Origin of the sequence: Amphibacillus jilinensis Y1 (genome assembly GCF_000306965.1) — a bacterium.
In the GTDB taxonomy this organism is placed as follows: Bacteria; Bacillota; Bacilli; order Bacillales; family Amphibacillaceae; genus Amphibacillus_C; species Amphibacillus_C jilinensis.
On the sequence record NZ_JH976434.1, the window covers coordinates 319,116 to 331,695 of the forward strand.

Sequence of the window (12,580 nt, forward strand, 5' to 3'; positions counted from 1 at the left end):
TACTTAGAGGTGGGACGCTTTACGAACAGCTATCTGCGATAAAGTAAGACGCTTCTCTTTCCTCAATATGTAAAGTGCTTCATTCTACGTTGAGGTTTGTTAAAAAGTCGACTAATGTTAATAACCCTCGATCAAAATTTGCTAATAAGAAACTTTCGTTAGGTGAATGCAAGCGATCATCTGGTGTACCAAATCCTAATAAAACAATCGGTATATTAAAAATAGCATCTATCCATTCGACAACCGGAATGGATCCACCCATTCTTACAAATACAGGCTCTTTATCGAAAGCCTTGCCGTAGCTCAGCGCAGCTTGTTTAATTAATAAATGATTAGGATCAACTTTATAAGCCTTTGCTGATAAAGGCTCGCGTTTAATTGAAACCCGCACACCTGATGGTAAATTTTTTTCAATATGATCAATTAACAAATCTTGTATGGTGGTCGGATCTTGTCCCGGCACTAATCGACAAGTCAACTTAGCCGTTGCATACGAAGGAATAATCGTTTTCGTTCCTTCTCCTTGATAACCTCCATAAACACCATTTATCTCCAAAGTTGGACGTGCCATCGTGTGTTCAATCGCACTATAGCCTAATTCAGATGATGTAGAAGGCGAACCTGTTGTTTTCACGTAATCTTCTACGGGAACTTCTGCGATCAATTGACGCTCTTCGTTAGTTAAGGGAGCGACATCATCATAAAAATGGGCGACCTGAACCACCTCATCCTGATCTTTCATCGAACTCAACAGGTGCGCCATTGCCATAATCGGGTTACGGACTGCGCCCCCATATAAGCCAGAATGGAGATCATTATCAGGGCCATGAATGGTAAATTCTAAACCTGTAAAACCCTTCAACCCATATAAAATAGTTGGTTGGTCATTATCGACCATACCAGAATCAGATATAATGGCAAAATCAGCGTCAAATTGCTGTTTTTTTGTTTGCAAAATATCATATAAATGCTCACTTCCAATTTCTTCTTCGCCTTCAATACATACTTTTACATTTATAGGGAGCTTCCCTTCTGTTTTTAGAAATGCTTCAAAGACAGCTAAATGCATGAAGACTTGACCTTTATCGTCACTTGCTCCTCTAGCATAAAGACGACCCTTTCTTACTTCGGGCTCAAATGGTGCCGACTCCCATAATTCAAGCGGATCAGCCGGCTGCACATCATAGTGACCATAAACAAGCATAGTCGGTGCTTCCTTACCGGCCCCTAACCATTCACCATAAACTAATGGATGGCCTTTGGTCTGTTGAATTTCAACGTGTTCAAATCCACTATCCAGCAAATATTTATAGACAAATTGGGCTGCTTTATCAACATCGTCTTTATGCCCAGGATCCGTACTTACACTTGGTATTTTTAAAAAAGATTCTAACGCTTGTAATTGTTGCTTTCTATGCTTCTGTAAATATTCAATAACTTGGGTTGTCAATGCCTTTCCCTCCTTTATCTATTCTGAAAAAACATTAGGCCAGCTTGCTTTTTTAGCTAACATCGTCTTCGCTATCTTTTTCGCTCCCGATAAACTGTGATTAGCTGCCCATCCACATTGCACTTCATTACATGCAGGGACCTCCGTCGCTTCTAAAACATCATTTAACGTTTTATCTAATGCTATTTGAATAGCATCAAATGAATCATTATTCAAAACACTTAAATAAAAACCGGTTTGACATCCCATTGGTCCAATGTCAAGCACATGATCAAGATGATTTCGAATAAGTTCTGCCATCAAGTGCTCTAATGAATGAAGACCATCCATCTCCATATGTTCTTGATTAGGTTGACAAAAACGTATATCATATTTATAGACCTTATCTCCATGAGCCCCTGTCGTCACACCAACCAACCTTATATAGGGTGCCACTACTTTCGTATGATCTAAATTAAAACTTTCCACGTTCATTTTTTTCATCTTACAAAACTCCTTTCGTAACATTCATATCTAATTAATAAGATACCATAAACCGTTAATCAATCCAATTTTTAAGAGCCCTTCAAGAAGCCAAATATAAATAGTCAAAAAAAAAGCAGCGAACATGAATTGCTCACTGCTTTAGAACTAGCGATTTCGCGTGCGATCTCTTGTAGGGAAGATACGTTCAATCATTTCACCAAATTGATCGAAAAATCCTTCTATCGGTTCACCACGATCAACGTCATTCATATAATTTGAAGTTAAATCAACAAAATCAGGATTTGAGGAAACAAATACTTCATCAATTTGATTGTCTGCATCTTTTACAGCTTCAGTGACTTTACGCTCAATTCGATCTGATAAATCAGCATTATCGCCATTGCCTTGATTATTGTCTAATTGGCAAGCAACATAAGCGGTATTCCCCATTCTCAAAACGTTAGCACGGTCAATCTCGTTTACTTCTGATGTCACTTGTTCGGCGATATCTTCTGCAACTTGATATTGCCCTTGTTCTCCTTGCTGATCGTATAAACCATCTCGTGGGATTTGATCTGTAGGTGTTCGCCCATCTAACGGAGCTTGTTGGTTTTGACCAAGTCCACCATATCCTTCTCCCCCTGGATGTTGATAAGTGCCATCATAAGTTGTATTTTGACGTTGCATTTGATTTGGTTGATTTCGGACAGGTTCTATATTGTCCCAGCCTCTATCATTCGCTTGTTGGGTATTATTCGTACCGCAACCGATTAACGTCGATAATGCAACCCCGGTAATGATCATATGTCTGATACGCATTTTAATGCCTCCTTTTCTTGAAAGTCGTTATTAATATGTGCAATCAATTCTGTGCAATGCAATGAAATGCTAGGCAATATTGTTAAACTTCACCAGGCGTTGTTTAATCAAATTCGGTTACAATAAGAGATGTCCCAACTTGTTCTGTAAAAGGAGCGAAACCAATGGGCACACTTGACTATGACAAAGCACTTTACTACACCATGTGGCAACAATGGGATGATCTCTTAGTGATTATGGTGCGAACAAAAGATGATCTATTATCAAAGAAAATCGAAGCATTTCTTCATGCTTTCCGATTTGAAAAAAATACGAAAACGATCATTCAGTTGCATGAAAACTTACTACACTATTTAGATCATGCCATGGAAAATCAACAAGCTTTAGCCACTTAATGCATTTAAAAAAACTAAGGCTCCTCACCAATTTCTTGTTGAGAAAGCCTTAGTTTTTTAAAATATCTTTTTTATTCTTCTATCGATGCTGCAGATTGACCAGCAATACGACCAAACGTAATAATGTCAGCAACGGCATTACCACCTAGTCGATTTGCACCGTGAAGTCCACCTGTTACTTCACCAGCTGCATATAAGCCAGTAATCGGTTCATCTGAGTCATCTAATACTTGACCGTCTGTATTGACAGTTAATCCACCCATCGTGTGATGGACAGACGGAACAACTGGAAGAGCATACCAAGGTCCTTCTGTTAATGGCTCTTCTAAGTTTTCTCTTTCAAATTGCTGATCTTCACCAGCATCAACAGCATCAGCATATTGTGTAAACGTAGATTGTAACACTTCTTCATCTACTTCCATCGCTTGAGCTAGCTCAGCCATCGTTTCACCACTGACTGCATAACCATCTTCAATGTAATTACTAAATGAAGCATTTTTCTCTTTCATCACTTGATTACCCACTAGAAATGCAATACTATCTTCTTGGTCAATAATCGCTTGTGATACCACATCTCTTGTCGTTAATTCATTAACAAATCGCTCACCATCTAAATTAATTAAAATACCACCATCACCACGGACTGCTTCAGTAAACATATAACCCGATTCTGGATCTGTTGTCGGATGTGCCTGGATTTCGATGATGTCAGTATAAGTTGCACCTACAGCTTCAGCCATCAAAAGACCATCACCCGTTGCACCTGAATGGTTTGTTGTTGAATAGCCTTCCATATCATCGCGATATTCTGTCACTAAATCACTATTTGAACTAAAGCCACCTGTTGCCAACACGACAGATTCAGCCTCAACAGTAAATTGATGGCCAGTGTTATCGACTGCTGTTACTCCAACAACCGCTCCATCTTCTTCAATTAACGTTTCTACCGTTGTATTTAACATGATGTCAACATCTAACTCAGCTAACCGTTCTGATAATACGTCAACGACAACAGGTCCTACGGGTGATCCATCAGCGGGACGGTGTGTACGCGCAATAGATTGACCGCCAAAAATAACAACATCTGTCAATTCTGCTCCCATATCATTTAACCAATCTACTGACTCGGCAGCATGATCAACCAACGTTTGCACCAATTCTGGATCGTTAACCTCTCCACCGCCGGTTATCGTATCTTCATAAAATGAGTCGGCAGAATCTTCAATTCCTAATTGCTCTTGAACACTTGTTTCAGCAGCATTCATACCACCCGTGGCACGATTTGTATTCCCACCTACGATTGGCATTTTCTCTAAAATAACAACTGATTTTCCTGCTTCACTAGCTTCAACAGCCGCTGCCATACCAGCACCACCGGAACCAACAACAACAACATCAACCGAAAAATCATCAACTTGTACTGCGTCTACAGTTAATTTATTATCTGGGTCAAGTAATGCATCAATATCAGCATCAGCTTCCTTCATCGCATTCGTGACCGCTTCAATAATAGCTTCACTAGATTCACTAGCACCAGACACGACATCCACTGCCAAGCTTTGTGAGTTTAACATGTCATTAACCAATTGATTAATAGCACCATCTCCAATGCTACCTGTTTCACCATCAGCAGATATGTCGATAGACTCAATCTTATCTTCAGTTAATGTGACAACTGCAACAACCTCTCCACCGTGTCCAGTTGACACACCTTCATATGTACCAGGTGTAAAACGATTTGCATCTGATTGGGCATCTTCACTACACGCCGCTAGCAACATAACAGCTGCCATCACTAATAATAAAACGTACTTCTTCATAAAAAACTCCCCCATTATAACTTTTTGCTAAAGTTAAAATTGCTCGTATATATGTGATTTAATGAGCAATACTCCAACTCTTATAATTATAATTGGTAGGGTTCAAAAAGCAATGGATTTTTTGTGAATTTTTTCACTATTTTATTAAAAGATCGTCGAATCAATAGGGTGTTCTTCTCCTACTGATTTGATGTTAAGTGAATCAAGACATTAGCGTCCGTTACCACTCGCTTAAATAGACCCTTTTATCTCTCTATTTTGTGGCGAATGTTTTCGAACGGTTATCTGTATTAAACCGTTATGTTTGTTAATCTTCACCTAAATGCATTTGAATGATATGTTGAGCAACATCAATCGGTATTGCTAACCCCACTCGACCGTACTGCTCATCATTTAGTGTCGCGTAAATAATACCAACCACTTCTCCATCTTGATCAATAACCGGACTACCACTATTTCCACGATAGATCGGTGCATCAATTATCATGACTTCAGTTGATAAGCTTGTTTGTTCAGTAAACCCTTCAATCATGCCTTTATTGGCAATACCGTTAAATCGCAAAGGATTACCAATAAAATAGATATCTCTTTGCTCTATTCCTTCAGCATTTTCTGCTAAATCCAAAAAGGGCAGGTCATTTTCTTCGACTTTTAACAACGCTAAATCAACTGCTTCATCTTTATGGACCACTTCTGCTTGATATAAACCCTGCTCTGGAAAAGACACCATGACATTACTTTCTTGATCAACGATATGTTCATTTGTCAAAATATAGCCATCACTTGTAATTGAAAAGCCTGTCCCTTTACGATCAGAGCTTTCAATGACGACAACCGATTCTTTATATGCTTGTATGTCTTCATTAACAGACAATTCAGCTGATGTTGATAAAAAATCTAAGGCTGGGATTGAGAATGTCCTAGGAATTAATGCGACCACATTTAGCATTAACGTAATGGCGACTAACCAGGCAAGCCAGCGTGGAAAAGAAGACTGAGCTGGTTTTTCTACCTTTTTTCCTTTTCTCTGCTCTTCTTCAAGCAATTCCAGCATGGTATCTGGATCCAAATCTTCATATAAATCTTGATCAATGACTTCTGAATCATGATTATTCGTTTTCCGATCCATTCCATTCACCTCAATCAATTGCATATCCTTCTTACATTCTAACAAAGAGCGGCATGAACTTGCAGACTTGTTGCTTTGAAAACGTGGGAGAAACTGAAAATCAGTGTTTCGAAAGCTATTAAGACAATTAGGTTGACAATAAGTTGAGCTCTAAATATAATATATAGGAGATGGATAGCCCTAACCACTATTCAGAGAATAAGGGTGCCGGAAATCCAAACTATAATTATAAACAAGGTTGCTTTTGTAATCACTTTCTATAGTGCGTACCAAAGAGACCAACGTTGATGTTTTCATCTTCGTTGGTCTCTTTTTTATACGTTAGTAAATACGATCGTTTTGGGAAGAATGGGCAAGCTAAGTATAGAAAGTTTTCCATCCGCTAAAGAGCTAGCGAATGTAAGTTTTTCTAGCACGTTAGGATACCATAAAATTTTAGCTAAGAAGCGGATTCGAAGTAGTTAAAATTTTTAAGAGCTAAGTATAAGAAAAAGCTAGACATCCGCTAAAGGGCTAGCGAATGTAAGTTTTTCTAATATTTATTTTTCATTGGGGGAGAGGATTGAAATGAATCGTTGGTTAGTTGTTCTAGGTGCAATTATTGTACAAGTAAATATAGGTGCAGTCTATGCATGGAGTTTGTTTAATCAACCTCTGGCCGATACTTTTGGCTGGGCACGTGAAGATGTCGTTATTACATTCTCAATAACAATTGCTGTCTCAGCATTTACGACTATATTTGCTGGAAAACTTCAAGATAAGATTGGACCTCGCTGGGTAGCAACAGCAGGTGGTTTTTTATTAGCAGCAGGGTTACTGCTAACCAGCCAAGCGACAACGTTATTTGAAATATATATATACTATGGGGTACTTGCAGGTGCCGGTATTGGTATGGTTTATGTTTGCCCATTATCTGCATGTGTGAAGTGGTTTCCAGATAAGCGAGGGCTAATTAGCGGGATTGCTGTTGGTGGGTTTGGTTTAGGTGGTTTAATTTTTCAACCTGTCATTCGGTTCTTCATTACCAATTATGGGGTCTCAAATACATTCTTATACTTGGCTATCATTTATTTCATATTGGTTATCATTGGTGCTCAATTACTACGTAATCCACCGAGCGAAAAGCTGAATGATGCTTCAGAGTCTAATAACAAAGTCAAGCATAATGAAGCAAAACAATTTCCAACCAAAGAGATGCTACGCACTTATCCGTTCTACTTATTTTGGTTTATGTTTTTGTTTGGTAGTATGGCGGGGTTAATGGTGATTAGCTTTGCTGTTGATATTGGTGTAGATGTTTTTCAACTCGATGTGGATAAAGCAGCCAATGCCGTATTAGTGATTGCACTGTTCAATGCAAGTGGTCGAATTATTTTAGGTAACCTTTCAGATCACATTGGCCGAATTAATACGCTTAGACTTATTTATATCCTTACTGCTGCAACGTTAATTTACATGAGTATTGGGATATTAAATTATCCGATGTTTCTCATTACAACATCATCAATGGGTTTTTGTTTTGGTGGATATTTAGCTATCTATCCCTCAGTCACAGCAGATTACTATGGAACGAAAAATATGGGTGTTAATTACGGTTTTATGTACCAAAGTTACGGGATATCCTCATTTGCAGGAACCTTTATCCTTAGTTTCTTTCCATTTTCGCAAGCATTTATTGTCGCTGCGATTTTATGTATAGTCGCCCTTGTGATGTCAACATTTATTGTGGCACCAGAGAAACATAAACGCGTGAATTTTTCCGTCAAACAAGTTGACGAAGTATAAACAGTAGATAGCAAGCTACAAGATGTAGGTCATGCAGACGTTGCCACATGACGTGGCATCTTAGTCTGTAATCTTTCTTAAAGACGTGGCGGTCTTAGTCTACGATCTTATCCGCCCACTGATTGTTAGTTGGGTGAATCAGGATATTAGCCGCCGTTAACGCCCAGCCAATTAGATCAGCTCTACCCTCTATATTGTGACGGGCGTTTTGCGGACGGTTAATTTGTGATAAATGAACAGGTTCTTGCGGGGCTTCTTAAAGGGTATGCAATGAACCCCAAAGTTGACAGGCTTTGATATTATCGCTAAAATTCTTAACATATCTGTTTAGGTTCTTTTTTATTATGATGCGATAAGCGTATGAACCTAAGCTCACTGCTGTTAATGTTAGGAGTATGATGATGAGCAAATCAAAAGGTTTTATCGAAGCAGAAATTAGTAAAGCACTGACAAGTTGGGAAAAAGAATATCTAGGTCGAGGTTCCGTTTCTGTAAAGACAAATATTTTAAATGATATGATTATTGTTACATTACAAGGCGTTTTAACACCTGCTGAATACGCCGTTTGTCAAACAAAAGAAGGAAGATATTCAATTAAAAAACTACGCTCTGACTTAGTGGAATCTGGCTATGATTTGCTTAAAAAGCTAGTACTAGAAATTACAGGTGAAACGGTGATTAGCTTTCATACCGATATAAGTACGCGTACAGGTGAGCGCATTATCATTTTTAAGCTTCCGTTAAATTACGAAGAAACATTTAGTTAGTAAGCAAAATTAAGCAAACCTTCAATCAGTTGACGTTTTTATTCTTTTCCCGCTGATTGGTCATGGAGTGAATTAGCCCATTGCCCGTTAACTCCCCTTACATAAATCAGCTTTACTATCAATGTTGTGGCGATGATTTATGGGCGACTATCTCTGATCAGTCTATTAGAAAAGCTAACGCCTCCGCTCCTAACGGGCGAAGGCGTTACTTTTCGAGCTCTATAATATATGTTGATGTAGAACCAATATTTTAGTTCGATTTCTTTGTCCCCTTGTTATTTGTTAACAACCACAGTGAAGGAAGAACGGTTAAGGTGATTACTAAGCAGATGAGTAAGCCTAATGATACGGTTATTCCCAATTGAGCCATTCCTGGATGGTTGATGAATATCAAACTACCGAAACCAATCGATGTTGTTAAGGTAGACAATATGATTGCTTTTCCTGTTGTCATCAGAACATAACCAACACTTTTGTTAGTTTTTGTTTGTAAACGGTGCAATAGATGGATACTGCTATCGATACCTATGCCGATTAACAACGGAAAGCCGGCAATACTAAGAATATTTAATTCTTGACCTAACATAGGTAATAATCCAATGGTGACGTATAAAGTCAACAATAAAGGGACGACAGAGATCATCATTAATTTGAATGATCGGAAAATGCATAATAAAAATAATCCAATTATCAACATGCACAAAAGAGAAATAAACAGAATGTCATTTTGTGCAAGACGAACAATTTCATTCATGATAGAAGCCATACCGACTGGATGATTGCCAGATGTATCATGTATGGCTGAAGCAATACGCTGATAATTTGTTTCGTCGTATATATTTACAGATGGGATTAATTCAGCTAATAACATTCCATCTTTCCCAACAAAGTTAGCAATCAAATGGACAGGTAGATCATCAATCTGCATTTCTTTTGCTGGAAACAAGTCGTCATCTGTGTAGCCAACTTGTTTCATTACGTGATTGAGCTTGTGGATAATTTCAATTTTTTTTTCTTGTTGTTCAGGTAGATAGTCATAGATAGAGAGAACCTCTTCGACATCATCTCTGCTTCTTAAGGTTTGTAATCGTTCGTATGTTGTTGGATCCTCATCAACCATAAAAGTTAGTGTATTGGTATTGTAATCAAATTCATCTTCGACAAGATCGGCCCAGGCTCTGCTGTCAATATCTTCTGGATAAACTGCATCTAGGTTGCCAATAACAGTTGTATCCCTAACAGTAGAAAAGAAGAGAGGCAACAATAATAAAGCAACAAGGATAACAACGAGTGATTGCTTCTCCAAGAATCTACCGATTATATCCAAAAAAGTGAAGCGGATTTTCTTTTTGTCTTTGAAGGGTTTATTCTTTTCAACAAGCATAATAAATGCGGGTACAAGAATAATCATCGCTACACATAAAAGGATGATACCAATACTTGAAATCACTCCCATCTGTTCGAAAGCATTAAATTGGGCAAAAATGAATGTGAAGAAAGCTGCACTGGTCGTTAGTGCACCAATAATAATGCTATTTCCCGTTCCATTCATTGCGGTTTCCATTGCGTGAATGGTAGATTGACCTTGTTCGCGTTCTTCTAAATATCTAGACAATAAATGAATAGAAAAATCGATACCTAATCCTACTAACAAGAGCGCAAAACTAACAGAAAAAAGATTGATAGCACCATAGAGTAAATACGCAACAGCTGCGGTCATTAGTGCCCCAAGCAATAAAGGGTAAATGACCGTTGTTAGTAACAATACCTTTCGAAAAGAGATCATAATTAATCCGACTATGAGCAAGATCGTAATGAAAAATGTACCGAAAAACCCATCAAGCGCTACTCGATCTGCTTCAATATCTTGAATGAAAGCTCCTCCTGTCAATCCAGCTTCGATCTGCTGATAATCTGATTTTTCTAGTAATTCATCAATAGATGCGTACACATCATCGTAGATTCGCTCTCTTGTTTCAAGAAAATCGGTATTATCAATGTAAAAACGCATCATCATTAAAAAGACGTTTTCCGCTTCATTACTCATGTACTCAACCATGTCGTGGTTACCAGAGTTTTGTTCTTCTTGAATGGTAGTAAGCAAATCTGTTAATTTATGGATATTTTGATCGTCTATTGCTATTTCCAACTCCTCAAACATTGAGATGTCTAAATATAGCGAGCCAAAAGCATTCAATTCACTGACGTCTACTTTGTATAAAAAGTCACCTTCAACACCATTAGCTACAAGTTCCTGCTCTAACTCTGTTAAAAACGCTTTGCTCTTCGCTGCTCCTCCTTTTACTACAACAATGCCGCTTTCTTGGGATTCAAAATATGTTTCGAACTCGGTAATGGCTTGAAAAGCTTCGCTATCTTCTGGCAGTAATTCTTCCATATCTGAAGAAACCTGAAGATGTAAGGCTCCAATTATGGATAAACAGAAGAGTAGTATACTGGTCAATAAAATCCTTTTATAATATTTAATGATATATTTTGATAAAATACTCATAAAACACCCCACCGTAAAATATTGTTCATAATTGTTGTTAAGTGTTCTTTAGATGATGCTAGATCATAATCTAACTCTCCTAATATCATACGTTCTAATAAATCATGGAGAGAAATGAGCATGAATTTTGCATAGAAATACGTATCAGGAATTTGAAAGATACCTTCTTGGTTCCCTCGATCCAACCATGTTTGAATTTTTAACGTGAAGCGTTCTTCATATTCCTTGTGTTGATGATCGTGTTGAAGAAACGCTAAAAAATATTCATGATGAATAATTTGAAGTAATTTTTTATGTTTGATTGAAAAATCAACAGCCTTACTAATTAATGAACTCAACACTTCTTTCGTTACAGGAGCATCTCTTAACACGGTTAATTCTCGGTCAAATACAAGCACGCTTTTTTCCACAAGCGTCCATGCGAGTTCTGCTTTGCTGTCAAAATAGAGATAGAAGGTACCTTTTGCGACATTTGCTTTCGTAGTTATGTCACGAACAGAAATTTTGTTGATTGTATTATCTAACAATAATTGTTCTGCTGATTGGATAATCTTCTTCCTTGTTTGTTGTGCTTTTTCACTTTTCGTTTTTTTCACTGACGACACACCTTTGCGCGCATTTTAGAAAACTGAACGTTCGCTATATGGTAATTGTAAATAGTGGTTTTTCAGATTACAATATACAGTTTTAGTGTTTTGGTCAGTTTTCCCTAACAGATATTGGAGAAATTTCACTATTCGATGGAGTTAATGGATGTATTTTTCTCTGAATCAGATAGACAGTTCATCTTAGTTAGAACAAAATCGCTAACGCGACTAAATTACGTCCCAAGTAAGAACTAGTTACTTGAGATTCGTTCTCGCTTCTATCATAGTGTCATTGCAGTGAGGACTATGTAATTCAACTTCCTCACTTTTATGTCGGTACATTTTATTGGGCATTAAAACGAGTGAGAAGGGGTATTCAGAAGGAATTCCTTGATTATGATCGTAAAAAATGCAAGCGAATGAAGCATATTTTTTTTAAACGTTACGAGGAACTTACGGATAAACAACATTGGTATTTAGGTTTATCAGAGGACTTATGCACAGCCTATCGTTTGAAAAAATCACTTCGTTGCTGATTTGATGAAGCAAAGAGTGGGACAAAGGATCTGTGTGAAATAAAACAAGGCTCGTATCGATACTATACTTAGGTAGAATAACCAGGTATGAATGCGTTTATTCAAGTCATTGGTACGCTCAAAAGATGGCAACCAGATGGTCTAAACAGTTTTGGTTAGGACTTACATAATGGCTTTATTGAAGGTCTTAATAACCAAACCAGCGTCATTAAGTACAACGCATTTAGTTTTAAACGTTTTGATCGATTTAAGTTAACAGTGTTATTGCATCATCAATATAAAAAGGTTCTCTGTCAAATGTGGTGGTGTAATGTT

At 37.7% G+C, this 12,580-nt stretch carries 11 protein-coding genes; 4 read left to right on the top strand and 7 right to left on the bottom strand.

Annotation, left to right across the window (positions count from 1 at the left end; translation table 11 throughout):
- Positions 1 to 79 precede the first annotated feature (79 nt).
- The 3 genes from B494_RS0102175 to B494_RS20075 all read right to left on the bottom strand — a co-directional run bounded on the left by B494_RS0102175 (position 80) and on the right by B494_RS20075 (position 2,734).
- Positions 80 to 1,450 (bottom strand): dipeptidase, encoded by a 1,371-nt coding sequence (locus B494_RS0102175; RefSeq protein ID WP_017470719.1) that lies wholly within the window; start codon positions 1,448 to 1,450, stop codon positions 80 to 82.
- Between the two features lie 18 nt (positions 1,451 to 1,468).
- Positions 1,469 to 1,933: an S-ribosylhomocysteine lyase gene (locus B494_RS0102180; protein WP_017470720.1), complete on the bottom strand. Its 465-nt coding sequence runs from the start codon at positions 1,931 to 1,933 to the stop codon at positions 1,469 to 1,471.
- Positions 1,934 to 2,080: 147 nt separating this feature from the next.
- Positions 2,081 to 2,734, bottom strand: coding sequence for a YhcN/YlaJ family sporulation lipoprotein (locus tag B494_RS20075; RefSeq protein ID WP_017470721.1), 654 nt, complete (start codon positions 2,732 to 2,734; stop codon positions 2,081 to 2,083).
- 164 nt (positions 2,735 to 2,898) lie between these two features.
- Between B494_RS20075 and B494_RS0102190 the strand changes: the two genes are divergently transcribed.
- A complete protein-coding gene (locus B494_RS0102190) occupies positions 2,899 to 3,129 on the top strand; it encodes a YhdB family protein (protein WP_017470722.1) in 231 nt (76 codons plus the stop codon).
- A 71-nt stretch (positions 3,130 to 3,200) separates the two neighbouring features.
- Here B494_RS0102190 and B494_RS0102195 read toward each other — a convergent pair whose 3' ends face one another.
- Positions 3,201 to 4,949 (bottom strand): flavocytochrome c, encoded by a 1,749-nt coding sequence (locus B494_RS0102195; RefSeq protein WP_017470723.1) that lies wholly within the window; start codon positions 4,947 to 4,949, stop codon positions 3,201 to 3,203.
- A 307-nt stretch (positions 4,950 to 5,256) separates the two neighbouring features.
- Positions 5,257 to 6,087 carry a S1C family serine protease gene (locus tag B494_RS0102200; RefSeq protein WP_338131627.1) on the bottom strand — a complete coding sequence of 277 codons (831 nt, stop codon included), beginning with the start codon at positions 6,085 to 6,087 and terminating at the stop codon, positions 5,257 to 5,259.
- 558 nt (positions 6,088 to 6,645) lie between these two features.
- Between B494_RS0102200 and B494_RS0102205 the strand changes: the two genes are divergently transcribed.
- Both B494_RS0102205 and B494_RS0102210 read left to right on the top strand, forming a co-directional pair.
- Positions 6,646 to 7,863 carry an L-lactate MFS transporter gene (locus tag B494_RS0102205; RefSeq protein WP_017470725.1) on the top strand — a complete coding sequence of 406 codons (1,218 nt, stop codon included), beginning with the start codon at positions 6,646 to 6,648 and terminating at the stop codon, positions 7,861 to 7,863.
- Between the two features lie 401 nt (positions 7,864 to 8,264).
- A complete protein-coding gene (locus B494_RS0102210) occupies positions 8,265 to 8,630 on the top strand; it encodes a Na-translocating system protein MpsC family protein (RefSeq protein ID WP_017470726.1) in 366 nt (121 codons plus the stop codon).
- 250 nt (positions 8,631 to 8,880) lie between these two features.
- On the opposite strand, the gene B494_RS0102215 is transcribed toward B494_RS0102210, so the two are convergent.
- A complete protein-coding gene (locus B494_RS0102215) occupies positions 8,881 to 11,028 on the bottom strand; it encodes an efflux RND transporter permease subunit (protein WP_161603083.1) in 2,148 nt (715 codons plus the stop codon).
- A 110-nt stretch (positions 11,029 to 11,138) separates the two neighbouring features.
- Positions 11,139 to 11,738: a TetR/AcrR family transcriptional regulator gene (locus B494_RS0102220; protein ID WP_017470728.1), complete on the bottom strand. Its 600-nt coding sequence runs from the start codon at positions 11,736 to 11,738 to the stop codon at positions 11,139 to 11,141.
- 302 nt (positions 11,739 to 12,040) lie between these two features.
- On the opposite strand from B494_RS0102220, the gene B494_RS21685 reads away from it, so the two are divergent.
- Positions 12,041 to 12,265 carry a transposase gene (locus B494_RS21685; protein ID WP_083855709.1) on the top strand — a complete coding sequence of 75 codons (225 nt, stop codon included), beginning with the start codon at positions 12,041 to 12,043 and terminating at the stop codon, positions 12,263 to 12,265.
- The last annotated feature ends 315 nt before the right edge of the window (positions 12,266 to 12,580 follow it).

Excerpts from the sequence above, each read along its gene's own strand:
- B494_RS0102180 (WP_017470720.1), bottom strand. The coding sequence starts at position 1,933 with ATGAAAAAAATGAACGTGGAAAGTTTTAATTTAGATCATACGAAAGTA.
- B494_RS20075 (WP_017470721.1), bottom strand. The coding sequence starts at position 2,734 with ATGCGTATCAGACATATGATCATTACCGGGGTTGCATTATCGACGTTA.
- B494_RS0102190 (WP_017470722.1), top strand. The coding sequence starts at position 2,899 with ATGGGCACACTTGACTATGACAAAGCACTTTACTACACCATGTGGCAA.
- B494_RS0102195 (WP_017470723.1), bottom strand. The coding sequence starts at position 4,949 with ATGAAGAAGTACGTTTTATTATTAGTGATGGCAGCTGTTATGTTGCTA.
- B494_RS0102205 (WP_017470725.1), top strand. The coding sequence starts at position 6,646 with ATGAATCGTTGGTTAGTTGTTCTAGGTGCAATTATTGTACAAGTAAAT.
- B494_RS0102210 (WP_017470726.1), top strand. The coding sequence starts at position 8,265 with ATGAGCAAATCAAAAGGTTTTATCGAAGCAGAAATTAGTAAAGCACTG.
- B494_RS0102215 (WP_161603083.1), bottom strand. The coding sequence starts at position 11,028 with ATGGAAGAATTACTGCCAGAAGATAGCGAAGCTTTTCAAGCCATTACC.